Annotated in this window: 22 protein-coding genes and 3 tRNA genes; 14 read left to right on the forward strand and 11 right to left on the reverse strand. The window is 51.1% G+C overall.

Annotation, left to right across the window (positions count from 1 at the left end):
* Positions 1-228 precede the first annotated feature (228 nt).
* Positions 229-3282 carry a D-2-hydroxyglutarate dehydrogenase YdiJ gene (ydiJ, locus tag PMPD1_RS10585; protein ID WP_173634001.1) on the forward strand — a complete coding sequence of 1018 codons (3054 nt, stop codon included), beginning with the start codon at positions 229-231 and terminating at the stop codon, positions 3280-3282.
* A complete protein-coding gene (locus PMPD1_RS10590) occupies positions 3282-3725 on the forward strand; it encodes a hotdog fold thioesterase (protein WP_173634002.1) in 444 nt (147 codons plus the stop codon). The genes ydiJ and PMPD1_RS10590 overlap by 1 nt, the downstream gene beginning before the upstream one ends.
* Here PMPD1_RS10590 and PMPD1_RS10595 read toward each other — a convergent pair.
* The gene (locus PMPD1_RS10595) at positions 3722-4126 is read right to left on the reverse strand and encodes a hypothetical protein (protein ID WP_173634003.1); all 405 of its coding nucleotides are present in this window, start codon (positions 4124-4126) and stop codon (positions 3722-3724) included. The two genes, PMPD1_RS10590 and PMPD1_RS10595, sit on opposite strands and share 4 nt — an antisense overlap.
* A gap of 396 nt (positions 4127-4522) precedes the next feature.
* Between PMPD1_RS10595 and sufA the strand changes: the two genes are divergently transcribed.
* The 7 genes from sufA to PMPD1_RS10630 all read left to right on the forward strand — a co-directional run bounded on the left by sufA (position 4523) and on the right by PMPD1_RS10630 (position 11160).
* On the forward strand, positions 4523-4897 hold the full coding sequence (gene sufA / locus PMPD1_RS10600) for a Fe-S cluster assembly scaffold SufA (protein WP_173634004.1): 375 nt from the start codon (positions 4523-4525) through the stop codon (positions 4895-4897).
* Positions 4898-4905: 8 nt separating this feature from the next.
* Positions 4906-6402 carry a Fe-S cluster assembly protein SufB gene (gene sufB, locus PMPD1_RS10605; protein WP_173634005.1) on the forward strand — a complete coding sequence of 499 codons (1497 nt, stop codon included), beginning with the start codon at positions 4906-4908 and terminating at the stop codon, positions 6400-6402.
* 50 nt (positions 6403-6452) lie between these two features.
* Positions 6453-7199, forward strand: a complete 747-nt coding sequence (gene sufC / locus PMPD1_RS10610; RefSeq protein WP_173634006.1) for a Fe-S cluster assembly ATPase SufC — start codon at positions 6453-6455, stop codon at positions 7197-7199.
* On the forward strand, positions 7174-8454 hold the full coding sequence (sufD, locus tag PMPD1_RS10615) for a Fe-S cluster assembly protein SufD (RefSeq protein ID WP_173634007.1): 1281 nt from the start codon (positions 7174-7176) through the stop codon (positions 8452-8454). The genes sufC and sufD overlap by 26 nt, the downstream gene beginning before the upstream one ends.
* Positions 8451-9674: a cysteine desulfurase SufS gene (gene sufS, locus PMPD1_RS10620; protein ID WP_173634008.1), complete on the forward strand. Its 1224-nt coding sequence runs from the start codon at positions 8451-8453 to the stop codon at positions 9672-9674. Before sufD ends, sufS begins: the two co-directional genes overlap by 4 nt.
* 28 nt (positions 9675-9702) lie before the next feature.
* On the forward strand, positions 9703-10119 hold the full coding sequence (gene sufE, locus PMPD1_RS10625) for a cysteine desulfuration protein SufE (protein ID WP_173634009.1): 417 nt from the start codon (positions 9703-9705) through the stop codon (positions 10117-10119).
* Between the two features lie 69 nt (positions 10120-10188).
* Complete coding sequence (locus PMPD1_RS10630) at positions 10189-11160, forward strand: L,D-transpeptidase family protein (RefSeq protein ID WP_173634010.1); 972 nt, start codon at positions 10189-10191, stop codon at positions 11158-11160.
* A gap of 57 nt (positions 11161-11217) precedes the next feature.
* Here the strand turns inward: PMPD1_RS10630 and PMPD1_RS10635 are convergent, their stop codons facing one another.
* The 6 genes from PMPD1_RS10635 to mdtK form a co-directional block, all read right to left on the reverse strand.
* Positions 11218-11454, reverse strand: coding sequence for a major outer membrane lipoprotein (locus tag PMPD1_RS10635; RefSeq protein ID WP_013201929.1), 237 nt, complete (start codon positions 11452-11454; stop codon positions 11218-11220).
* A gap of 309 nt (positions 11455-11763) precedes the next feature.
* Positions 11764-13176 carry a pyruvate kinase PykF gene (gene pykF, locus PMPD1_RS10640; RefSeq protein ID WP_173634011.1) on the reverse strand — a complete coding sequence of 471 codons (1413 nt, stop codon included), beginning with the start codon at positions 13174-13176 and terminating at the stop codon, positions 11764-11766.
* A gap of 372 nt (positions 13177-13548) precedes the next feature.
* A tRNA-Val gene (locus PMPD1_RS10645) sits at positions 13549-13625 on the reverse strand.
* Positions 13626-13631: 6 nt separating this feature from the next.
* Positions 13632-13708, reverse strand: a tRNA-Val gene (locus tag PMPD1_RS10650).
* A gap of 18 nt (positions 13709-13726) precedes the next feature.
* Positions 13727-13803, reverse strand: a tRNA-Val gene (locus PMPD1_RS10655).
* 144 nt (positions 13804-13947) lie between these two features.
* Positions 13948-15321, reverse strand: a complete 1374-nt coding sequence (gene mdtK / locus PMPD1_RS10660; protein WP_173634012.1) for an MdtK family multidrug efflux MATE transporter — start codon at positions 15319-15321, stop codon at positions 13948-13950.
* A gap of 225 nt (positions 15322-15546) precedes the next feature.
* Between mdtK and PMPD1_RS10665 the strand changes: the two genes are divergently transcribed.
* On the forward strand, positions 15547-16197 hold the full coding sequence (locus tag PMPD1_RS10665; protein ID WP_173634013.1) for a riboflavin synthase subunit alpha: 651 nt from the start codon (positions 15547-15549) through the stop codon (positions 16195-16197).
* 57 nt (positions 16198-16254) lie between these two features.
* On the opposite strand, the gene cfa is transcribed toward PMPD1_RS10665, so the two are convergent.
* Together cfa and punC are read right to left on the reverse strand one after the other, a co-directional pair.
* On the reverse strand, positions 16255-17403 hold the full coding sequence (gene cfa / locus PMPD1_RS10670; RefSeq protein WP_173634014.1) for a cyclopropane fatty acyl phospholipid synthase: 1149 nt from the start codon (positions 17401-17403) through the stop codon (positions 16255-16257).
* Between the two features lie 306 nt (positions 17404-17709).
* Entirely contained in the window at positions 17710-18912 is a 1203-nt protein-coding gene (punC, locus tag PMPD1_RS10675; protein WP_173634015.1) for a purine nucleoside transporter PunC, read from the reverse strand.
* Between the two features lie 117 nt (positions 18913-19029).
* Between punC and punR the strand changes: the two genes are divergently transcribed.
* Complete coding sequence (gene punR / locus PMPD1_RS10680; RefSeq protein ID WP_173634016.1) at positions 19030-19947, forward strand: DNA-binding transcriptional activator PunR; 918 nt, start codon at positions 19030-19032, stop codon at positions 19945-19947.
* A 50-nt stretch (positions 19948-19997) separates the two neighbouring features.
* Here punR and purR read toward each other — a convergent pair whose 3' ends face one another.
* Entirely contained in the window at positions 19998-21023 is a 1026-nt protein-coding gene (gene purR / locus PMPD1_RS10685; protein WP_173634017.1) for an HTH-type transcriptional repressor PurR, read from the reverse strand.
* A gap of 286 nt (positions 21024-21309) precedes the next feature.
* On the opposite strand from purR, the gene cydH reads away from it, so the two are divergent.
* Positions 21310-21399: a cytochrome bd-I oxidase subunit CydH gene (gene cydH / locus PMPD1_RS10690; RefSeq protein ID WP_173634018.1), complete on the forward strand. Its 90-nt coding sequence runs from the start codon at positions 21310-21312 to the stop codon at positions 21397-21399.
* Positions 21400-21658: 259 nt separating this feature from the next.
* Positions 21659-22726: an aldo/keto reductase gene (locus PMPD1_RS10695; RefSeq protein ID WP_173634019.1), complete on the forward strand. Its 1068-nt coding sequence runs from the start codon at positions 21659-21661 to the stop codon at positions 22724-22726.
* A gap of 93 nt (positions 22727-22819) precedes the next feature.
* Here PMPD1_RS10695 and PMPD1_RS10700 read toward each other — a convergent pair whose 3' ends face one another.
* The gene (locus tag PMPD1_RS10700; RefSeq protein ID WP_173636187.1) at positions 22820-23599 is read right to left on the reverse strand and encodes a C40 family peptidase; all 780 of its coding nucleotides are present in this window, start codon (positions 23597-23599) and stop codon (positions 22820-22822) included.
* A gap of 363 nt (positions 23600-23962) precedes the next feature.
* Between PMPD1_RS10700 and PMPD1_RS10705 the strand changes: the two genes are divergently transcribed.
* On the forward strand, positions 23963-24295 hold the full coding sequence (locus PMPD1_RS10705; protein WP_173634020.1) for a Grx4 family monothiol glutaredoxin: 333 nt from the start codon (positions 23963-23965) through the stop codon (positions 24293-24295).
* Positions 24296-24302: the final 7 nt, after the last annotated feature.

Here is a 24302-nt window from a genome sequence, read left to right on the forward strand (position 1 = left end):
AAAATTGATACCTCAAATTATTCCTTCATGGTGCATACCTGTAGACGCAAGCCTACTTTACTAATAATGATGCATTTATCACTTTTACGACAGTAGTCGCACGCAGAAACGAAAAAACCACCGTCCGCTTAGGTGAAATACGGCAGGAAATAAAAAAATGTGATACAACGAGTTAGTCACTAAAAACAGCAACTGCAAACGATTCACACAACATTTGGTCACCCGATAATGATCCCACAGATTTCTCAGGCGCCGGGCCTCGTTCAACTGGTGCTGACATTTTTGGATACGCTAAAGCAACAGGGTTTTACCGGCGACACCGCCACCAGTTATGCCGACCGCCTCACCATGTCCACCGATAACAGCATTTATCAACTGCTGCCGGATGCGGTTATCTTCCCGCGTTCAACCGCCGATGTCGCATTGATTGCGCGCCTGGCCGGTGAAGAGCGTTTTACCAGCCTGATTTTTACTCCACGCGGAGGTGGCACCGGGACTAATGGTCAGTCGCTGAATCAGGGCATTGTGGTTGATATGTCGCGCTATATGAACCGTATTCTGGAAATTAATCCTGAGCAGGGATGGGTGCGGGTTGAAGCGGGGGTGATTAAAGATCAACTGAATGCCTGGTTAAAACCTTACGGCTATTTTTTCTCTCCGGAGCTTTCTACCAGTAACCGGGCCACCTTAGGCGGCATGATCAATACCGACGCCTCGGGTCAGGGGTCGTTGGTATATGGTAAAACATCGGACCATGTCCTGGGTCTACGCGCCGTGTTGCTGGGCGGCGATATGCTTGATACCCGCGCGATGCCGGTCTCGCTGGCGGAACAACTGGCGCAAGAGAAGACCCCGGAAGGGAATATTTATCGCACGGTGTTAAATCGCTGTCGCGAGCAACGCGCACTCATCGTCGAGAAGTTTCCAAAACTTAACCGCTTCCTGACCGGCTACGATCTGCGCCATGTCCTCAGCGATGATCTACAAACCTTCGATTTGACGCGTATCTTGTGCGGCGCAGAGGGAACGCTGGCGTTTATTACCGAGGCGCGGTTGGATATTACGCCGTTGCCGAAGGTGCGTCGTCTGGTCAACATTAAGTATGACTCGTTCGATTCGGCGCTGCGTAATGCGCCATTCATGGTTGCCGCGCAAGCGCTGTCAGTCGAAACGGTGGATTCAAAAGTGCTGAACCTGGCGCGTGAAGACATCGTCTGGCACTCGGTACGTGAATTGATTACGGATGTGCCTGATCAAGAGATGTTAGGGCTGAATATTGTCGAGTTTGCCGGCGATGATGAGGCACTGATCAACGGGCAAATTGACACGTTATGCCAGCGCCTCGATGAATTAATGGCGGCGCGCGAAGGCGGCGTGATTGGCTGGCAACTGTGTGATGATTTGAGCGGCATTGAGCGTATCTACGCGATGCGTAAAAAGGCGGTCGGCCTGTTGGGGAATGCCAAAGGGCGTGCCAAACCGATTCCGTTTGTTGAGGATACCGCCGTGCCGCCGCACAACCTGGCGGATTATATTGCTGAATTTCGCGCCTTGCTGGATCAACATGGGCTCGACTATGGCATGTTTGGTCATGTTGATGCGGGCGTATTACATGTGCGTCCGGCGCTGGATATGTGCGATCCGCAACAAGAGTTGTTGATGAAGCAGATTTCAGATGAGGTCGTGGCCTTGACGGCGCGTTATGGCGGTCTGTTGTGGGGCGAGCATGGAAAAGGCTTCCGCGCGCAATACAGTCCAGCCTTCTTTGGTGAAACACTGTATAACGAATTACGCCATATTAAAGCCGCGTTCGATCCGGCTAACCGGCTCAATCCCGGAAAAATTTGCGCGCCATATGGGGTTGATGACCCAATGCTGCAAGTGGATGCGGTGAAACGCGGTACTTTTGACCGGCAAATTCCGCTTACCGTGCGCAGCGAGTGGCGTGGCGCCATGGAGTGTAACGGCAATGGCCTGTGCTTCAATTTCGATACGCGCAGCCCAATGTGTCCATCGATGAAGATTACCCGTGATCGTATTCACTCACCGAAAGGCCGCGCGACGCTCACCCGTGAATGGCTACGTCTGCTGGCGGAAAAGGGCGTCGATCCACAACAGTTGGAGCAGCAGTTGCCGGAATCGGGCGTCAGCCTACGCGGTCTGATTGCCCGCACGCGCAACAGTTGGCATGCCAAAAAAGGCGAATACGATTTCTCGCATGAGGTGAAAGAGGCCATGTCCGGTTGCCTCGCCTGTAAAGCCTGTTCAACGCAATGCCCGATAAAAATTGATGTGCCGGGCTTCCGTTCGCGTTTCCTGCAGCTTTATCACACCCGTTATTTGCGTCCGCTGAGCGATCATTTGGTTGCCAGTGTGGAAAGTTATGCGCCGTTGATGGCGCGAGCGCCAAAAACCTTTAATTTCTTCCTAAAACAGCCGTGGCTGCGTGAGCTAAGTAAAAAACATGTCGGCATGGTCGACCTGCCACTGCTCTCCTCACCGACGCTTAAACAGCAGTTAGCGGGGCATCAGGCGACCACGGTTACGCTGGAAAAACTGGAGCTATTCAGTCCGCAACAGCGCGAAAAAACCGTACTGGTGGTACAAGATCCGTTTACCAGCTATTACGAAGCACAGTTAGTGGCCGATTTTGTTCGGCTGATTGAAAAACTGGGCTATCGCCCGGTGGTATTGCCCTTTTCCCCCAACGGCAAAGCGCAGCATATTAAAGGCTTTTTACAACGTTTTGCGCGCACCGCACAGAAAACGGCGGATTTTCTTAGCCGGGTGGCAAAATTGGGGATGCCGCTGGTGGGCGTCGATCCGGCATTAGTGCTGTGCTACCGCGACGAATATCGCCAGACGTTGGGTGAATCGCGCGGTGAGTTTCACGTTGAGCTAGTGCATGAGTGGTTACAAAAGGCGTTGGCAACGCGTGAAGTACAGCCGACCAGTGGCGAAGCCTGGTATCTGTTTGGTCACTGTACCGAAGTGACGGCGCTGCCATCGGCACCGAAGCAGTGGGAAACCATTTTTGCCCGTTTTGGCGCCCGGCTGGAAAACGTCAATGTTGGCTGTTGTGGGATGGCAGGCACTTACGGGCATGAACGTAAGAATCTGGAAAACTCTCTCGGCATTTATGAGCTGTCCTGGCATCCGCAATTACAAAAATTGCCGCGACAGCGCTGTTTGGCGACCGGTTACTCCTGCCGTAGCCAGGTCAAACGGATTGAAGGAAACGGCATGCGCCATCCCTTACAGGCTCTACTGGAGATCATTTGATGGCAATCTGGAAACGACCGGCGTCGCTTGAACAACTCAATCAAGGGAGCCTGGGATGTATGGTGGAACACGTAGGGATTCGTTTTACCGTGCTGCACGATGATGGGCTGGAGGCGACGATGCCGGTCGATAGTCGCACCCGACAACCGTTTGGTCTATTGCACGGTGGCGCATCGGTGGTATTAGCGGAAAGCCTTGGCTCAATGGCGGGCTATTTGTGTACCACCGGGGAGGATTACGTGGTAGGGCTCGAGATTAACGCTAACCACGTTCGCGCCGCGCGTGAAGGTGAAGTCCGCGGCGTTTGCCGGGCGCTGCATTTGGGACGCTCGCACCAAGTCTGGCAAATTGACATTTTCGACCGCGAGAACCGCCTCTGCTGCACCTCACGTCTCACCACCGCTGTGATGTATGCTGACGATAACGCATTTCGGCGGCGTTAAAACATCCAGGCGGCGCGCTTAACAAAATCACTCTGTAGCGCGGTGGCTTTCTCCCAGTCACCGCACAAAGTAAGATGGTGGCAGAGTTGTGTCAGTGAATGTCGCGCCAGTTGCCAAGCCTGCATACGGAAAAGTTTATCCCGCTCGGCGTTCCCCAACTCCTGTAGCAGACGATGATGCAATTTCCCCAACGCGTGTAGATAACTCTGGTCATCACCATTGAGTTGACATAATTCGGCCATATCTAAACAGGTATCATTAAATTTGCGTAATTGTGTCAGTGAACAATCAGGGCGATTTAGCCTGGCCTGGGCCATATAAAAATCAACGGTAATATCGCGTACGGAAAATTTATAGTCATCAATTTTGCCTTGCAGCCAGGCGTTAACCGAAACGTTCATCGTACTACCTATTTTTGTGCTAATGAGAATCATTATCATAGTGTAATTGACGCATTATTCAATCCACTGGCGCGGCAAATTTATCGATTAATGCTGCCTGTCAGTAAAATCGGTATTAACAATCCTCAGGTCTTACTTTCGGCGTAAAATGATTATTATTAGTATTTAGCGTAACGGCATTAAAAATTAGTTATTGATATTAAACACTATTTTATCATGACAAGACGAAAGCCAGAGCAGGCAGCAATCCGCTCATGAGGGTCTATCCTTAGTAAACAGGTACCAAAAAAGCTATTTTAGGCTTATCCCTGCAAAACAAGAGGTTGAAGTGATAATCGTTATCACTAACATAGGGGTATTAGCCTAAAGAGGCTACGCATCGCGAGGTATGAAATTATGCAATCTGCAAATCCTGCATCCTTCTCACCGGATGACTTTGTCTGGAAAGGACTTACGCTTACCGATAGCGCAGCGCAACAGATCATTGCGCTAGCGGCGGACGATCCTCACGTCAAAGGATTAAAACTCGGTGTGAAACAGTCTGGCTGCGCGGGCTTTGGTTATACAATGGAACTGGTAAAAGAACCGGCCAGCGATGACCTACAATTTATCCATAAGGGCGCCACACTGTTTGTTCCGCTACAGGCCATGCCGTTTATCGACGGGACGCAAGTCGACTTTGTGCGTGAAGGCCTGAATCAGATTTTTAAATTTAATAACCCTAAAGCTCAACACGCCTGCGGCTGTGGTGAGAGCTTTGGCGTAGAGTAACCATCGTTATGTCTCGAAACACTGAAGCATCTGATGATGTACAAATCTGGGAAGGCGGCCGTCAGAATTACAAAGAGGGCTTCTTTACCCAACTGCAAACCGATGAGCTGGCCCACGGAATTAATGAAGAAGTGGTGCGGGCAATCTCGGCGAAGCGTAATGAACCTGAATGGATGCTTGAGTTCCGTCTGAAAGCCTATGAAGCGTGGCTGCAAATGGAAGAGCCGCACTGGCTAAAAGCGAATTACAAATCGCTTAACTATCAAGATTACAGCTACTATTCCGCGCCTTCCTGCGGCAATTGTGATGATAGTTGCGCCTCCGAACCCGGCGCCATGCAGGCATCGGGCGGTCAGGCCGCCAGTAGCTACCTGACGCAAGAAGTTGAAAATGCCTTTAACCAGCTTGGCGTGCCGGTACGAGAAGGGAGAGAAGTGGCGGTCGATGCCATTTTTGATTCGGTATCGGTTGCGACCACCTATCGCCATAAATTGGCTGAACAAGGCATTATTTTCTGCTCGTTTGGCGAAGCCATTCAAGACCACCCGGAGTTGGTGAAAAAGTACCTCGGTACCGTGGTGCCGCATAATGATAACTTCTTTGCCGCGCTCAACTCCGCCGTGGCGTCAGATGGTACCTTTGTCTATATCCCGAAAGGGGTACGTTGCCCGATGGAGTTGTCGACCTATTTCCGCATCAATGCGGCGAAGACCGGCCAGTTTGAACGTACCATTCTGGTGGCGGATGAAGATAGCTACGTCAGCTACATCGAAGGGTGTTCAGCGCCAGTGCGTGATAGCTATCAGTTACATGCCGCGGTCGTGGAAGTTATCATCCATAAAAATGCCGAAGTGAAATATTCCACGGTACAGAACTGGTTCCCCGGCGGCGAAAGTGAGGGCGGTATCCTTAACTTTGTTACCAAGCGCGCGTTATGCGAGGGTGAAAACAGCAAAATGTCGTGGACTCAGTCAGAAACCGGTTCGGCAATTACCTGGAAATATCCCAGCGTGATTCTGCGCGGCGACAATTCGATTGGTGAGTTCTTCTCAGTGGCGCTGACCAGCGGCCGCCAGCAGGCGGATACCGGCACCAAAATGATCCACATTGGTAAAAACACCAAGTCGACCATTATCTCGAAAGGGATCTCGGCCGGGAAAAGCCAAAATACCTATCGCGGTTTAGTCAAGATCATGCCAACGGCAACCAATGCCCGCAACTTTACCCAGTGTGATTCAATGCTGATTGGGCCGGATTGCGGCGCGCATACTTTCCCTTATGTGGAAGCGCGCAACAATACTGCGCAGCTAGAACATGAGGCAACCACTTCACGTATTGGTGAAGACCAGTTGTTTTACTGTCTACAACGCGGCATCAGCGAAGATGATGCTATCTCAATGATCGTTAACGGTTTCTGTAAGGATGTATTCTCCGAGCTGCCGCTGGAGTTTGCCGTTGAAGCACAAAAATTATTGGCCATTAGTCTGGAGCACAGCGTCGGCTAAGCCGCGCTGAACAATGCGGAGTTGCCTAACGGCAAGCTGAAGGAAATTTTATGTTAAGTATTAAAGATTTACAGGTAAGCATTGAAGACAAGGCCATCTTGCGCGGGCTGGACCTGGAGGTTAAGCCCGGCGAAGTACACGCTATTATGGGGCCAAACGGCTCCGGCAAAAGTACCTTGTCCGCTACGCTTGCCGGGCGTGAAGAATATGAAGTCACAGGCGGCTCGGTTCATTTTAAAGGTAAAGACTTGCTGGAACTTTCGCCGGAAGACCGGGCGGGAGAAGGCATCTTTATGGCTTTCCAGTATCCGGTAGAGATTCCGGGCGTCAGCAACCAGTTTTTCCTACAGACCGCCGTTAACGCGGTACGCAAATATCGTGAGCAGGAAACACTTGATCGCTTTGATTTTCAGGACTTTATCGAAGAAAAAATCCACCTACTGAAAATGCCGGAAGATTTGCTGACTCGCTCGGTCAACGTTGGCTTCTCCGGTGGCGAAAAGAAACGTAACGATATTCTGCAAATGGCGGCGCTGGAACCGGAATTATGTATCCTTGATGAAACCGACTCCGGTTTGGATATTGATGCGCTAAAAATTGTCGCGAACGGCGTTAATTCGCTGCGTGACGGAAAGCGGGCTTTTATCATCGTCACCCACTACCAGCGTATTCTTGACTATATCAAGCCGGATTATGTGCATGTGCTGTATCAGGGCAAGATCGTGAAATCCGGTGATTTTACGCTGGTGAAACAGTTGGAGGAGCAAGGCTATGGCTGGCTTACCGACCAAGAGTGATAACGCGCTGCAGCGTTGGCATCACCTGTTTGAATCGCACGGTAGAAAACGTTCGTTACAGGCGCAGCAGCACTGGCAACAGCTAATGCGGCTCGGCTTGCCAACCCGTAAGCAAGAGAACTGGAAATATACGCCGCTGGATACGTTACTGGGCGAAAATTTTGTACTGCCCGAGGCCACGCAGGTGACTGAGGCGGATGTCGCCGCGTTGGCCTTGCCGCTGGATGCTGTTCGTTTGGTGTTTATCGACGGTCAGTTTAACGCCGCTTTGAGCGATAGCGCACACGGTAACTATCAGATTGAGATTTCCCATGCGGCGGAGCGGCGTGATTTTGAGGCGCCGGTACAACCGGAGGTCTTCTTGCATCTGACCGAAAGCCTGGCTGAAGAGGCGACAACGATTCGGCTGCCGCGCGGCAAAGTAGCCGAGCGTCCGCTGTACTTGCTGCATATTAGTAGCGCCAGCGCGCCGGATGAGATGAATACGATGCATTATCGTCACCATCTGGATGTTGAAGAGGGCGCTGATGCGCGAGTGATTGAACACTACGTTAGCTTAGGCGAGGGTGCTCATTTTACCGGCGCTCGCCTGAGTATGGTGGTAAGTAACAACGCCCGCCTAAGCCACACTAAGCTGTCGTTTGAAAATGCCGAGAGCTACCACTTTGCACACAACGACCTGATCGTAGCGCGTGATGCGCAGGTGAGTAGCCAAAGTTTTCTACTGGGAGCCGGGTTAAGCCGTCATAACACCAGTACGCGGCTGAATGGCGAGAACAGTACGTTGTCAATTAACAGTCTGGTGCTGCCAATCGAGAAAGAGGTGTGCGATACCCGGACTTGGGTTGAACACAATAAAGGTTACTGTCAGAGCCGCCAGCTACACAAAACCATCGTACGCGATCGCGCCAGAGCGGTATTTAACGGCATGATCAAGGTCGCGCCGCACGCGCTGAAGACCGATGGGCAGATGACCAATAATAATCTGCTGTTAGGGCGTTTGGCGGAAGTGGATACCAAGCCGCAGCTTGAGATCTACGCGGATGATGTGAAATGTAGCCATGGTGCAACCATCGGACGTATTGATGACGAACAAATGTTCTATCTACGTTCACGCGGTATCGATGAGGACGCGGCGCAGCGCATGATCATTTATGCGTTCGCGGCGGAACTGACCGAAGCCATTGAAGATGAAACGCTGAAATCGATTGTGCTGCAACGCATCGCACAACGGTTTCCCGGAGGCATCAAATGAATTTCGATCTGACACGCGTAAGGGCCGATTTTCCGATTCTGGCGCGTGAGGTCAATGGGCAACCGTTAGCCTATCTCGACAGTGCCGCCAGCGCGCAGAAACCGCTGGTGGTGATCAATGCGGAAAGCCATTTTTATCAGCATGGCTACGCGGCGGTACACCGAGGCATTCATACCATGAGCGCCGAAGCGACCACTGAGATGGAGAACGTGCGCACGCAGGCGGCGCGTTTTCTGAATGCCGCATCGCCGGAAGAGATTGTATTCGTTAAGGGCACTACCGAAGGGATTAACCTGGTGGCGAACAGTTGGGGCGCCAGCCAGCTACAGCCCGGTGATAACCTGATTATTACGGCGATGGAGCATCATGCCAATATTGTGCCGTGGCAGATGGTTGCAGCGCGTACCGGCGCGGAAATTCGGGTATTGGCAATTACTGATGATGGCGAACTGGCAACGGAACAGTTGGCATCGCTGATTGATAGCCGTACGCGGTTGCTGGCGGTGACCCACGTCTCTAATGTGCTGGGCACCATTAACCCGGTTGAGGCGCTGGTTGCGCAGGCGAAAGCGGCGGGGTTGATTACGCTGGTGGATGGCGCGCAAGCGGTAATGCACCAGAAAGTGGATGTGCAGGCGATCGATTGTGACTTTTATGTGTTCTCCGGCCATAAAATTTACGGTCCTTCCGGTATTGGCATCCTGTACGGGCGTAAAACGGTGCTGGATACGCTACCACCATGGGAAGGCGGTGGCTCGATGATCGATGTCGTTACGCTGCCGGAAGGAACCACCTATGGTAAAGCGCCATGGCGTTTTGAGGCCGGTTCACCGAATACTGCCGGTATTATCGGTCTCGGCGCTGCGCTGGCTTACGTTGAGGAGTTGGGACTGGAGAACATTCAGCAACGCGAGCAAATCTTAATGCGTTACGCGTTGGATAAGCTGGCTTCGGTTCCTGGCATTCAGATGTATGGGCCGCAACATCGCGCTGGCGTTATTGCGTTTAACCTTGGCCCGCATCATGCCTACGATGTGGGGAGTTTCCTTGACCAATACGGAATTGCTATTCGTACCGGGCACCACTGCGCGATGCCGTTGATGAAACACTACGGCGTTCCAGCCATGTGTCGCGCCTCTTTCGCCATGTATAATAGTGAAGAAGAGGCCGATCGACTGGCGGCCGGTTTGACACGCATTCACCGTTTGCTGGGCGGCTAATCGTTCCCGGCAGGCAAGGGAGGAGCTAATGGCGACACTGCCAGACAAAGAGAAACTGGTGCGTAATTTTAATCGTTGCGCAAACCAGGAAGAGAAGTACCTGTACATCATTGAATTGGGTAGCCGTTTGCCAGAATTGTCCGATTCCTTGCACCAGGCAGAAAACACCATTTCGGGCTGCCAAAGCCAGGTATGGATTGTGATGGAACGGGCCAACGATGGTTCGATCCATCTGCGTGGCGATAGTGATGCTGCTATCGTTAAGGGGTTGATTTCTTTGGTTTTTATTCTTTATCAAGGCATGACGGCCAGTGAAATCGTGGCCTTTGATGTACGCCCCTGGTTTGAACAACTCGCCTTAACGCAGTACCTCACACCTTCTCGCTCTCAGGGTTTAGAAGCGATGATCCGCGCCATTCGTCTCAAAGCACAAGCGCTTAGCTAAGCTACACTTCTCGACAAACACCCCGTTATGTTAGCGGGGTGCCTCAGTGAAATGATAAGAGAACTACGCATGAAACCTGCTTACCGCCTCGTCGGATTTTTATTGCTTGCTTGTTTAACCGGGGTCCGTTCAGTCAGCGCCACCGAGTATCCATTACCGCCGGATAACAGCCGATTAATCGGTGAGAACACCACGACGGCGGTGCCGGATAATAAGCGGCCGCTGGAGGACATCGCGGCAAAATACAAAATTGGCCTGCTGGGCATGCTGGAAGCGAACCCTGGCGTCGATCCCTGGTTGCCGAAGCCGGGCACCGAGCTAACGATTCCGGCGCAAATGCTGCTGCCGGATACGCCGCGTGAGGGGATTGTGGTGAACCTCGCCGAATTACGTCTCTATTACTATCCGAAGGGCGAGAATAAAGTCATCGTCTATCCGATCGGTATTGGGCAATTAGGCGCGAATACGCCAACCATGGTCACCTCTGTGCGGCAAAAAATCCCCAATCCAACCTGGACGCCAACCGTCAATATTCGCAAGCGCTACGCAAAAGAAGGAATAACCTTACCGGGTGTGGTACCCGCCGGCCCCGATAACCCGATGGGGCTGTTTGCGCTGCGTTTGGCACGCGGTAGCGGGCAGTATCTCATTCATGGCACCAATGCGGATTTTGGCATTGGGATGCGCGTCAGTTCAGGCTGTATCCGTTTACGCCCGGATGATATTGAGGCCTTGTTCAATAGTGTGCCGAAAGGGACGCGGGTGCAGGTGATTAACCAGCCGGTAAAGTATGCGGTTGAACCCGATGGTAAGCGCTATATTGAGGTACATCAGCCGTTATCGCATAACGAGAAGGATGACCCACAGACGATGAAGATAGCGCTGACTAAAGCGGCCAGAAGCTTTATTCATAGCCCGAAAAGCGATACTGCGCTGGCGCAGGCGGCGATAGTGCGGCGTTCGGGAATGCCAATATTAATTAATCGCGGTGAGCCGCTGGAGAAAAACGCGCCGTTACCGGCGGTGCTGCAACAGCAGTAAGAAAATCCGGACAAAAAAAATGGCGCACCGAGTGCGCCATTTTTATTACCAGAACTCTTACTTACGGTAAGAGTGAGCCTGGTTGTCCAGACGCTGGTTAGCACGAGCTGCGTCATCTTTAGCAGCCTGAACGTCAGAACGCATTGCGTTCACGTCGTTGCTCAGTTGGTCAACTTTCGCGTTCAGAGTCTGAACGTCGGTAGACAGCTGGTCGATTTTAGCATTGCTAGAACAACCTGCCAGCAGAGTTGAACCCAGGATTACCGCGCCCAGTACCAGTTTAGTACGATTCATTATTTATACCCTCTAGATTGAGTTAATCTCCATGTAGCGTTACAAGTATTACACAAAGTTTTTTCTAATGAGAATAAATTTTTGATGAGAACATGCCTAAATTTGATCGTTCGCTCAAAGAAGCATCTGTTAAGCAAAAAATGATAAAAAATTAAGGGAAAACAGGCAGATTTAATCGGACTAACCTTAAACTATTCCTGAATTGAATAGTTATTTTCAATTGGAAATTTTAGCAAACTGTTTTACGTAAGTTGTAAAAAAAAAAGCGCCGCAGGGGCGCTTTTTTATTGGCGGGGAGATTATCCCGAATTACAGCACGTGAACGGAGGCGGTATTAGTAGTGCCGCTAGGAACCAGCGCACCAGAAACCATCACAACGACATCGCCTTTTTGGCCATAACCACTTTCTAATGCCGCTTCTTTACCAATGCGGTAGAAATCATCGGTAGAGGCGATTTCGCTGACGATGTAAGTATCAATCCCTTTACTCAAAATCAACTGGCGTGCCGTTTTCTCGTTGGTAGTCAACGCCAGGATGACCGCATCCGGGAAGTATTTACGCACCGATTTCGCCGACTTACCGCCTTCAGTGGCGACGACAATCAGCGGGGCTTCCAGTTTCTCAGCGGTTTCCACCGCGCCACGACACACCGCTTCAGTGATGCGCAGCTTACGGCTGTCATTCAGGCTATCGATACGCGGCTTCATCACCCGGTCGGTACGCTCGCAAATGGTGGCCATAATAGAGACCGACTCAAGCGGGTATTTCCCTTTGGCGCTCTCGCCTGACAGCATCACCGCATCAGTACCGTCGAGGATGGCATTGGCAACGTCGCCGGCTTCCGCGCGGGTAGGGCGCGGGTTCTTGATCATCGAGTCAAGCATCTGCGTTGCAGTAATCACCACTTTGCGCGCTTTATTACATTTTTTGATCATCATCTTCTGCGCGAAGATAACTTCTTCTACCGGAATTTCTACGCCGAGATCGCCGCGAGCAACCATAATGCCGTCGGAAGCGTCGAGAATCTCATCAAAGTTATTCAAACCTTCCTGGTTTTCAATTTTGGAGATGATCTGGATATGCTCGCCGCCATGCTGTTTCAAGTGTTCACGAATTTCCAGCACATCGGAGCGCTTACGAATAAAGGAGGCGGCAACAAAATCAACGCCTTGTTCGCAACCGAAAATCAGATCGCGTTTATCTTTTTCCGCTAACGCCGGTAACTGAATAGAAACGCCCGGCAGGTTAACCCCTTTGTTTTCCCCCAGGTCGCCGTTATTCAGCACCTTACAAACCACGGTGTTTTCGGTAACTTCAGTCACTTCCATACCGATCAAGCCATCGTCGACTAACACGGTGTTACCAATTTTCAGATCGGAAGTCAGGCCAGCGTAGGTGACGGCCACGCGATCGTGATTACCGATGACTGCCTGGTCGGTGGTAAAGGTAAAGGTCTGGCCCGCTTTCAGCGAAACATCATTACCGCCTTCCAGTTTCATGGTACGAATTTCCGGGCCTTTCGTATCCAGTAGAATAGCAGCCTTATAGCCGGTGTTTTTCATCACTGCACGCAGGTTCGCGATACGGCGACCGTGCTCTTCATAATCCCCGTGGGAGAAGTTTAAACGCATGACATTCATTCCTGCTTCCAGCAGGTTGGTCAGCATTTCTTCCGATTCGGTTTTCGGACCGATAGTACAAACAATCTTGGTCTTTTTCATGACGAGTTATCTATAAGTTGTGATGGATGATAAAGGATTGATTTCGATGCCGACGGCAGCGAAACAGAAATTTATGCTGAGTAAGCGAACAGCAGTACAAACTAAGAATAGGTGACAGAAATAAAGCGTGCAGGAGAAGTTGTGCGAAGGTGTGTCTCGGCCCGCGCGGCGCGTTTGCGCAAACTGTGAACGTTCGGTATAAGGGCACGTCAATTGGCTGAAACCATTCAAGTTAAACAACGCCCAGTATTATAGTCGCTAAGTATGCGAAAACCAATCAAAAAGCATGGCGGCAACCGGGGTTAGATCAACGAAACGTGGGGTTACGCATGAAAGGAAGTGACAAACAGAGCGCGCGTGAAGAAAGGAAGATGGTGCGTTCTAGTGGACTCGAACCACCGACCCCCACCATGTCAAGGTGGTGCTCTAACCAACTGAGCTAAGAACGCGAATCATGGTGCGTCCGAGTGGACTCGAACCACCGACCCCCACCATGTCAAGGTGGTGCTCTAACCAACTGAGCTACGGACGCACAATATGAAGCTGAAAATGGTGCGTTCAATTGGACTCGAACCAACGACCCCCACCATGTCAAGGTGGTGCTCTAACCAACTGAGCTATGAACGCATTGGCTGTCTGGCGACAGCGGGGACGAATATTAACGGCAGCTTACAGCGCTGGCAAGAGGAAACATGCTTTTTTCGTTTCGACTGATGAGCAACTGTGCGACCCGTCGTTTTTTTAAGCGTGAAGGGCGCGCAAGCCCTTCGATTAATGTGCGGCGCGTCCGAGTAAAACCTCGGCGGGCAGACGTTGCAAACGGCGTATTCGCCATATCATCATCACCGCCGAAGAGGTGAGGCCGATGATAAAACCGCACCAAAATCCGGCTGGCCCCATCGCGGGTACCACCAAGTCGGTCAGTGCGAGGATATAACCGCTCGGTAACCCCAACACCCAATAGGCAATCAAAGTGATAAAGAAGATGGAGCGGGTATCTTTATAGCCACGCAAAATTCCGCTGCCGATAACCTGAATAGAGTCAGAAAATTGGTAGATAGCGGCTAAAAACATCAATTGCGCCGCCAGACTGACCACTTCAGGGTTGTCGTTATACAACAGCGCAATTTGCTCGCGGAAGGTGACAGTAAAGATTGCGGTGAGTGCCGCCATAGTAATACCAACGCCTTGCGCGGTCCAGGCGGCAACCTTTGCCGCCTCGGCGGAGCCCTGCCCAAGCCGAAAACCGACGCGAATGGTGGTTGCCACGCCGAGCGAGAGGGGTAATACAAACATCAGTGAACTAAAGTTGAGGGCGATTTGGTGACCGGCCACTTTCACAATGCCCATCGGCGACACCAGTAACGCCACTACCGCAAACAGCGTCACCTCGAAAAACAGGGCCAAAGCAACCGGTAGGCCAAGGGTAGTTAATCGCCACAATACGCGCCAATCTGGCTTACTAAAGGCTGAGTTGAGGCGAATATCACGCAGCGACCGGGCGCGACGCGTCCAAAATTTAATGGCGACAAACATTACCCAATAGACGGATGCCGTCGCCACACCACAACCGACGCCACCGAGGGCTGGCATACCAAAGTGGCCGTAAATAAAGATGTAGTTAACCGGGATATTGACCAACAGGCCGATAAAGCCCATCACCATACCGGGTTTGGTTTTTGATAACCCTTCACATTGATTACGCGCGACTTGAAAGAACAGGTAGCCCGGCGCCCCCCATAATAGCGCGCGCAAATAACCCACCGCGATGTCCGCCAGGCGCGGGTCAATATTGTGCATGGCGCGAATCATATAACCGGCATTCCACAGTACCACCATAATCAGCAGCGAAACGCCTCCAGCCAGCCAGTAAGCCTGGCGAACCTGGTGGGCAATACGCTCACGTCGACCCGAGCCGTTTAATTGCGCAACAATTGGCGTCAGCGCTAAAATCAGCCCGTGACCAAACAGTATGGTGGGCAGCCAAATAGAGGTGCCGACGGCGACTGCCGCCATATCGGTTGGGCTGACCGAGCCTGCCATGATGGTGTCGACAAAACCCATCGCGGTTTGCGCAATTTGCGCGAGGATGACCGGAATAGCGAGAGCTAATAATTGACGCGCTTCTGTCAGGTACTTCTGCACGTATACACCTTTATCATTTTTAGAGATGAACGGGGTTAACGCCGCATTGGACGTTGAAATAAAACTAAGAGAATAAGCGGCCTAGTGTAACCAGAGAAGCGCCTTTAGCCAATCAACAATCGGTTATCATTCGGTGTTATATCGGTGGCATGCAGCGCCTTGTGTGTTTACCATAGACAGAAGACGCAGATGAGAAAATGAAAAAAATCGACTGAGGCCATCACTATGTTTACCGGTATTGTGCAGGGCACCGCAGAGGTGCTTTCTATTGAAGAAAAAGATCATTTTCGTACTCACGTGGTTAAATTACCGGCGGAGTTATTACCGGGTCTGGAACTGGGTGCATCGGTTGCGCATAACGGCTGCTGTTTGACCGTGACCGCCGTTGATGGCGATCGGGTGAGTTTTGATTTAGTGAAAGAGACGCTGCGTATCACTAATCTGGGCGAATTACAGCCGGGTGATGTGGTCAATATTGAACGTGCGGCTAAATTTAGTGATGAAATCGGCGGTCACTTAATGTCCGGTCATATTATGACCACCGCTGAAATCTGTAAGATCGTCGCTTCGGAAAATAATCGTGAGATCTGGTTTAAACCCCAGGACGCGGCGCAAATGAAATACATTTTGCATAAAGGGTTTGTCGGTATTGACGGTATTAGCCTAACGGTTGGCGATGTCAGCAAAACCAAGTTTTGCGTGCATTTAATTCCGGAAACATTGGCGCGCACCACCCTAGGGGCGAAAAAGCTGGGGCAACGGGTAAATATTGAAATTGACCCGCATACGCAGGCGATTGTTGATACCGTAGAGCGGGTGTTAGCGCAGCGTGATGCTGCGCAAGTCATCGCCGCAACCGAAGCTAATATCGGGTAACACCGCATAAAAAAGGGCCGCTACCAAGGTAGCAGCCCTTGTCGGTCTTCGTGCAAGTCAATGTGGGACGCGTAGGCCGCCTTCCACACCGCGGCTAAATACGACTTGCCAGAGTTGGATGTCGCGGGCGCGGAAGGCACCGGCGCAGGAGTTCAGATAATAACTAAACATCCGTTTAAAACGTTCGCCATACTTCTCGGCCAATTGCGGCCATGCCACCAGAAAACGTTCGTACCACGCCATTAACGTAGTGTCATAGTCGGCGCCGAAATTGTGCCAATCCTCCATGACAAAATGCGACTCGCTGGCTTCTGCGATATGGCGCACTGAGGGCAGACATCCATTCGGGAAAATATATTTATTAATCCACGGATCGACATTCATATCGGTTTTAATTGCACCGATAGTATGCAGCAGGAAAATACCGTCCGGTTTTAAATTGCGATCGGCAACGTCGAAATAGGTGGCATAATTTTTAGGCCCAACGTGTTCAAACATTCCGACGGAAACAATTCGGTCAAACTGCAGATTAAGATCGCGGTAATCCTGCAATAGAATAGAAACATCCAGACCTTCACAGCGCTTTTGCGCCATCTTCTGTTGTTCTGCGGAAATGGTTACGCCAGTTACACTGACGCCATAATTCCGTGCGGCATATTCAGCCAATCCACCCCAGCCGCAACCGATATCCAGCAATGACATGCCGGGTTCGAGTTTGAGCTTGTCGCAAATCATTTTTAGTTTGGCGTCTTGGGCCGCCTGGAGATTATCGGCTTCTTTCCAGTAGGCGCAAGAATATTGCATATGCGTATCTAGCATCAGTGAAAAAAGATCATTACCTAAATCGTAATGTTCTTTACCCACAATCCATGCCCGCTTTTTCGATTGCAAATTAGTCAGTCGGGCAGCGGCAATACGCAGCGTATCTTTAAAATGGTGGGGGAGTTTCTCATCCAGTTTATGTTTTAACACTCGGTGAAAAAACATATCCAGCCGTTCACATTCCCACCAGCCATCCATATAACTTTCGCCTAGCCCTAGCGATCCTTCCTGCAACACGCGTTTAAAAAAATCAGGATTTTTGACCTGAATATCCCAGGGGCGTGTACCATTGATTTCAATATCGGCCATGTTAAGCATTTCATGGACGATACGATACCAGTGATTTTCTTCAAGGCTCACTTCTTCTATACACGATGAACTCATAGCTTCTCCATCACCTGTGTGATCTGAACCTGAGAAATAGAATAGACAATTTCTACAGGGTTGTGCGAGAACTCACGGAAAATCCGTGCGGCCTGATATCCGACGTTTAACAGAGGATTGAAATTGAACGAAAAAAACTGCAGAGAAGCGGAACGAAAGCCACGCTGGATAACGCTGCGACAACCCTGTCAGCCCAATCAAAAAAAGTTGATCATTTGTTATAAAATATTGCCTGAACATGAGTATATGCTCACGCCAGACAATATTCAATGGATTATTGTTAGGGTGCTAAGTAAATAATTTCAATCAGTTATTGGTTGCCCGACAGACAGTCGATACCGGCCTCTGCGCCTCGTTCTGACGTTGAAATTGTAGTGCAAAACCGAGTAATGCCAACCCGATAGTTGATAACATTACGCTGGTGGTCGTCAGCAGAGTATGTTCAATCAGTGATGAGACCGCCAGACTGGCGAGAAAACAGAGCCCCAACTGCAGCATATTCTGTAACGCTGCCGCTTTGCCGGTGTCTTGCGGGAAGGGCAGCAGCGCGTTGGCAACCACAATCGGATACAGAGCGCCATTAGCCATTGCCATGCCGCAGAAAGGTATCAACAACCCCACTAACGTGACATGGCCGGTAACCGCAACGGTAAAAATGCTCGCGACGCTCAGAGTATAGAGGGCGAGTAGCCACGGCAGTAAGCTTTTACTCTGCAGATGGTTTAGCGCCGTACGGCAACCGAACCCGCCAATCAGAAACGCGATGGTTTGTGGCACATAGCTCAAGCCGATATCTCCTGGGGTGAGACCCAAGTCGGCAAGAATAAACGGCGAACCGGTGAGCCAGGCGAAAAAGCTGGCGGAGCAGGCCGCATAGATCAACACGTTTCCGCTATATACGCGTGAGGCCAGCAGAGAAAGCACGCTGGCTTTTTTCTGTGATTCATCGACCGGCTGGCGGGTGTTTTTCAGCGAAAGTGTCGCTAACAGCAAAGCCAGTGCGGTCAATAATAAAACCAGGAAAATGCTACGCCATGAGAAATGGTTTAGCAGCCAGGCGCCTAGCAGCGGCGCCAGCGCGGGAGAAAGCGCCACCAGCGGCATAATGGTCGCGAAGACGCGATTGGCTTGTGGCCCGGCATAGCGATCAACCACCAGCGCTTGCCAACTTACCGCCGCCGAACAGACCCCGACCGCCTGGATAAAACGTAGCGCCAGCAGCAATGTGGCGTCTGTCACCCACAACATGCCTGCACAACCAACAATAAACAGACTTAACCCGGCGAGCAGAACGGGTTTGCGGCCAATGCGATCGGAAACCGGCCCCCAGATGAGTTGCGCACAGGCGAAACCGGCCAGGAAGATGCTCAGACTGGCGCTAATCGTACCGGGGTGCGTTTGCAAGTCCTGCTGCATCGCGCCGAAAGCGGGGAGATACATATCGGTGGCGAGAAAGCCCAACATGCTCAGTAGGGCGAGGTACAACAAAAATCCTTTCGATCTCATCATTAAACAACTCTTTTATTATTACAGGTGATTTTAACGCCGCAGAGTGTAAAGGGGTGCAAGAGTGCTTGTGAAACGCTAATATTTGCACATTGCTATCAAAAAAATTGCAGGCAAAAAATGTGGTCTGAATATTCTCTCGAAGTACTTGATGCCGTTGCGCGTACTGGCAGTTTTACCGCAGCGGCAAATGAGCTTCATCGCGTTCCCTCCGCCGTCAGTTATACGGTACGGCAACTGGAGGAGTGGTTGGCGGTAAGCTTGTTTGAGCGGCGGCATCGCGATGTGGTTCTGACCGATGCCGGCGCGCTATTTATTCGCGAAAGCCGTGGTGTTATCAAAAAAATGCTTGCCACGCGGCGTCAGTGTCAGCAGGTAGCTAATGGCTGGCGAGGTCAGTTGAGCATTGCGGTCGATAGGATTGTAAAACCACAGCGAACGCGTCAACTGGTGTTGGATTTTTACCGCCACTTCCCGGATATGGAACTGCTGGTTTCACCGGAAGTCTTTAATGGGGTTTGGGATGCGCTGGCAGATGGGCGAGTTGAAGTGGCTATTGGGGCAACTCAGGCCATTCCGGTCGGTGGCCGTTTCGCCTTCCGCGACATGGGCACCCTGAACTGGCGTTGCGTGGTAAGCGCCACACACCCATTAGCCAGCTATCGCGATGTGCTGGATGATGAAGTCATTCGCGCCTGGCCATCACTGGTACTGGAGGACACCTCACGCGCCTTACCGCGACGAACCACTTGGACGTTGGACAATCAGCGGCGTCTGGTGGTACCGGATTGGGAAACCGGGTTCGATTGCTTACAGGCCGGGCTTTGCGTCGGGATGGTGCCCGGGCACTTCGCCGCGCCGTGGTTAGCCGCGGGGCATTTGCATGAGCTAAATCTGGCGACACGTTTTCCCGACAGCCCCTGCTGCGTGAGTTGGATCGAGCAGGATACGTCTCCGGCGCTGACATGGTTATTGAGCTATCTTGGCACCGGAGAGACGTTGAATGAGGAGTGGTTACGTGAAGAGAAGGGAACCTAACGCCCATCGCGTCGTGTTGCGGACAGCGGCGCTGCCCGCAGCATTAAGCGTTACCGCCGGTAATCAAGGAACGGGCCATCGGCAACCGAGCGGCGCTCGACCAGATGGGGATGAACTTCAATAGTTTGCGGCTCTTCGCGTTTGTTGATAATACGGTCAAGCAGCATATCGAAAGCGGTTTCGCCTAACTGCTCTTTAGGCTGGTGTACGGTGGTCAATGCTGGCGCGAAATAACGCGCGTTGCGCACGTTGTCATACCCGATCACCGAAATATCCTGTGGGACGCGTAACCCCAGTTCATCGGCGGCGCAAATCGCGCCCATCGCCATAATATCGCCGCCGCAAAATACAGCTGTAGGCCGCTGTTTTTGCGAGAGAATCTGTTGCATAGCTTGGTAGCCTGATTCTGGCTCAAAATCGCCCTGAACAATCCATTCGTTGCGCACCGGGATATTCTCTTCAGCCAATGCTTTCAGAAAGCCGGCGTGACGACCGCCGCCGGTATTTCGCTCCATCTGGCCGGGAATCGCCCCAATATCACGGTGACCACGCTCAATAAGATAGCGACCTGCCAAATAGCCGCCTTCAAAAGCGTTATCCAGCACCGTATCGGTAAAGTCGCCGCGTGATTCGCCCCAATCCATCACCACCATCGGAATAGAACGGTTTTCTTCCAGCATTTTTAATAAATCGTTCGGATATTCCGAACACATTACCAGCAACCCGTCGACGCGTTTTTGCGCCATCATTGACAGGTAGGCCTGCTGTTTTTGCAAATCGTTATGCGCATTGCCAAGGATGAGAGTGTAGCCACGCTCAAAACAGCGGTTTTCGACCGCCTCAATAATTTCGGCAAAATAGGGCGCTTCGCTTGAGGTGGCCAACAGGCCGATCGACTTAGTGTGATTAACCTTAAGGCTGCGTGCGACCGCGCTCGGCGAATAGTGCAGCGCTTTAATCGCATCCTGCACCGCTTCCCGCGTCTCTTCGGCTACGAAACGGGTTTTATTGATGACATGTGAAACGGTGGTGGTCGAAACCCCGGCGCGTTTCGCCACATCTTTAATTGTTGCCATTAAAATGGTACTCCTGGTTTATCGCAACTGGCTGATAAACTGAATGTTAATCGTTTGCGTCAATTTAGCTTTTCGACCCGGCGTTATTCATGTTTTAGGGTGGCTTTCTGAGTCATATCAGGAAGGTGGAACACCGGGAACAGGCAGCCAACAACCGAATGCGACGGTTGTTGCGCAACGGAAAAACGAAATTCTATCAAGGCTGTGAGCATAAGACGAGATTTTTACCGGCAACTGTGCGAAAATCTATTCAATTACCCTTTGTAAGGTCTTTCAGGAGCGAAACATGTCAACCGATCTAAAGTTTTCATTGTTTACAACCGTCGCTGCTTTACTGGTGATTGTGGCTTTTAGCCTGACGGCGGTTATGCACTAAGCTGGCGAAAATAAAAAATCATTGATGAGCTGCACGCCAAATGTTGGGCATCCAACAAAGTAAGGTGCAGTTTTTTTATGTGCCGACACGCCCCTCGCTGCAGGCATCTTTGAACTATCACGCATAAGAAATGAACGCACACGCCTTCTTCGCTGATTAAGGACGACATACCCTGTCTGTTCCGGTTGGAAGCGATCACTCGCCCTCGACTTACCGGCAGCTCATTGGCTGCATTCTCTAACCTGAACAGGAGCAATCAATGCCTCTCAATCACTTTGTCACACTTGGACGTTCCGGATTGCGCGTTAGCCCATATTGTCTGGGAACCATGACGTTCGGTGAAGACTTCGGCTGGGGAGCCAGCCCCGAAGAGTCGTTCGCTATGCTTGATGAATATCTGGCGCGTGGAGGAAACTTCGTGGATACCGCCAATATTTATACTGCCGGTCATTCTGAGCAAATTATCGGAGATTACCTTACCCAAAATCGCGTTCGGCGCGATGCGTTGGTACTTAGCACTAAGTTCTATTGCAACCTGCACCCGGGCGATCCGAACGGCGGCGGGGCGGGGCGCAAAGCGCTTATCCAACAATGCGAAGCCTCTTTGAAACGGCTCCAGTGCGACTATATCGATATCTATTGGTTGCACAACTGGGATCGAACCGCGCCCATTGAGGAGACACTACGCGGTCTCGACGATCTGGTTACCGCCGGTAAAATTCGTTATGTCGGCTTCTCAGACATTCCCGCCTGGAAAACGGCCGAAGCGCAGATGTTTGCTCAATTTCGGGGATGGGCGCCGATTATTGCGCTCCAGCTTGAGTATTCGCTGCTAGAGCGAACAAGCGAGGGTGAATTGTTCCCGATGGCACAAGCGATGGGGATGGGGATCATGCCTTGGTCGCCCCTGAAAAGCGGTTTCCTGAGCGGAAAGTTTAGACGTGGCAACGCAGAGAATGTTGATACCAAACGTACCAATCTGGTTGGCGTGCCTGGTGAGGCGGATTACGACATTATTGAAACCGTGGTGGAGGTTGCCTCGCAACTTGGCGCCAGCCCTGCGTCGGTGGCTTTGGCTTGGGTCCGATCACAATCAGGCGTTAGTTCTACTCTGATTGGCGCACGGCGTCTTGACCAGCTTAAAGCCAATCTGGATTCTCTTGATGTGACACTCTCTGCTGAGCAGATGAGTATGCTAAGTAAGGTCTCCAGGCCGAAGCTGAATTTCCCGGCCGACAACAACGCCACCTTGGCACCAATGTTGGCGTTCTCCGGCATGACCGTCGATGGTAATGCCGTGCCGTCGTTCGAGCGGCGCTCTGATTGAAGCCAGTGAGAAGGGGCGTTGCTGCCGAAAACGGGTTATGACCTCAGGCGCATAATCATACCAGCGTCAAAAGCTATTTTGATGCTGGTGGCGTTAGCGAATGGTTTTTGGCGTCATCACCCGACGTGCGCCGACATAGTGCCGTTGCCAATAGTCTTCGGTGAGCTGGCTTATCTGAATATCTTTTCCGGTACGCGGCGATTGAATAAATTTGCCATTACCTAAATAAACCCCAACGTGGTCAGCGGCACCGCGGTTATTAATGCGGAAGAACACTAAATCCCCTTTTTCCAGCGATTGACGCTGTACCGGCGCGGCATCACGCAAGTGATACATCTCGTTGGCGGTGCGGGGGATCTTAAATTTAACCAAGTCTTTATAAGCGTACCAAACCAGCCCGCTACAATCGAAACCGGTATGCGGCGAAGTCCCGCCCCATTGATAAGGCTTACCTAACTGCCCCATTAATTTATTCATCGCCGTTTCACGCGCTTTCTGATAACGCTCGCGATGCACTTTACTCATTTTCAACGGCCCTTGCTCGGTGGCGGCGGTCGAAAGCGTATGGCGATACTTACCACGTTGATGCCCGTAGCGTTTGCCCGTTTTTACCGTATGTTTTTTTACCGGCGCTTTGAGAGAGGCGATTTCTGCTTTAGGTTTTTTCTTGAGTTTAAGTTTCTGGGCAATCGGCAAACGACTTTTTTTCGTGCTGGTTTTTACCTGACGCCGTTTTTTACGCTCATCTTCACGTGCGCTTTTCTTATCAATCTTATGATGATTGGCATTAATAGGGGCCTGCGGCGAAGCCTGCGCCACATTGAAGAATAACTGAGCAAATGCCAGCAAAAAGAGCGTAATGAGTAAACGCATAATCCCGTTACAGGTAAAGCCCTCAAAAAACAGAGAGCGGCCAGAAGAGACAACCCTGCCGTCAGGCAGGCCCGGACCCAATTCTAATCTAACTTTTTCGCAAAAGGTAAGGTCTTTTTCCATTAATCATTCACTCAGGACAAAAAGCCTGCCAAATGAACAATATCAGGCGCTTATCTCACCACAAATATTGCTAACTATTAATCAATTAATGTGGTGAAATGATATCAAAATGTTATTTCTACGGTCACATTTAGCATAATGGAGCGAAAGGCATTATCCCTGCATAAAATGTCGTTTTCAGTGACCACTAAGAATCGCTACAATAAATAGACACGAAGTGAGCAATTAAGGAAGTCAAATATGAGTACTGTTGAAAAAATTCAGCGCCAGATCGCAGAAAACCCGATCCTGCTGTACATGAAAGGTTCGCCGAAGCTGCCAAGCTGTGGTTTCTCAGCTCAGACGGTTCAGGCGTTGTCTGCCTGTGGCGAACGCTTCGCGTATGTTGATATTTTACAAAATCCGGACATCCGCGCCGAACTGCCAAAATATGCCAACTGGCCAACCTTTCCACAATTGTGGGTGGATGGTGAACTGGTCGGCGGCTGTGATATCGTGATTGAAATGTATCAACGCGGTGAGCTTCAGCAACTGATCAAAGAAACGGCTGAGAAGTACAAAGAAGCAGAATAAGTGACAG

This window comes from Paramixta manurensis (assembly GCF_013285385.1).
In the GTDB taxonomy this organism is placed as follows: Bacteria; Pseudomonadota; Gammaproteobacteria; order Enterobacterales; family Enterobacteriaceae; genus Paramixta; species Paramixta manurensis.